Source organism: Testudinibacter crocodili, assembly GCF_006228025.1.
In the GTDB taxonomy this organism is placed as follows: Bacteria; Pseudomonadota; Gammaproteobacteria; order Enterobacterales; family Pasteurellaceae; genus Chelonobacter.
Genome location: NZ_VDHF01000176.1, coordinates 1 through 780 on the forward strand (window position 1 = coordinate 1; position 780 = coordinate 780).

1 protein-coding gene is annotated in these 780 nt (G+C 54.2%); it reads left to right on the forward strand.

The features are described from left to right. Positions 1–780, forward strand: a 780-nt coding sequence (locus FHQ23_RS12285) for an ammonium transporter (protein ID WP_139614570.1), incomplete at both ends; no start/stop codon positions are given.

Here is a 780-nt window from a genome sequence, read left to right on the forward strand (position 1 = left end):
GAACGGATTAAATTTTCCGGCATGTTATTGTTCAGCGCTTTATGGTCACTGTTGATTTATGTGCCGACGGCGCACTGGGTGTGGGGATCGGACGGCTGGTTGGCAGCAGACGGCGTGTTGGATTATGCCGGCGGCACGGTTATCCACATCAATGCCGGTATTGCAGGCTTAGTCGGCGCAGTGATTATCGGTAAACGTATTGGATACGGTAAAGAAGCGATGCCGCCGCACAACTTGGTGTTGACGCTGGTGGGCATGGCAATGTTGTGGGTCGGCTGGTTTGGTTTCAACGCTGGTTCCGCATTGGCAGCCGACGGTCGTGCCGGTATGGCAATGGCAACCACACAAATTGCGACAGCCGCGGCAGCAGTGGCTTGGATGTTGACCGAACGTTTGCTGGGACATAAACCGTCGGCGTTGGGTTTAGCCTCCGGTGCGGTAGCAGGCTTGGTAGCAATCACGCCGGCTGCGGGCTTTGTCAGCGTGCAAAGTGCGGTTTTCATCGGCTTGATTTCCGGTGTGATCTGTTTTTGGGGCGCAACCAAACTCAAATATTGGTTAGGCTATGACGATTCGTTGGACGCATTTGGGATTCACGGCATCGGTGGTATCGTTGGCGCAGTATTGACCGGCGTGTTTGTTTCGACCGACATCACTGGCGGCGGCGCCAGTCTGTGGGTGCAAATTAAAAGCATCTTGATTACGGTGGGTTACAGCGGCGTCGGCAGTGTGATCCTGTTCTTTCTCGTCAGCAAAATCACCGGTTTGCGAGTGGAAAAA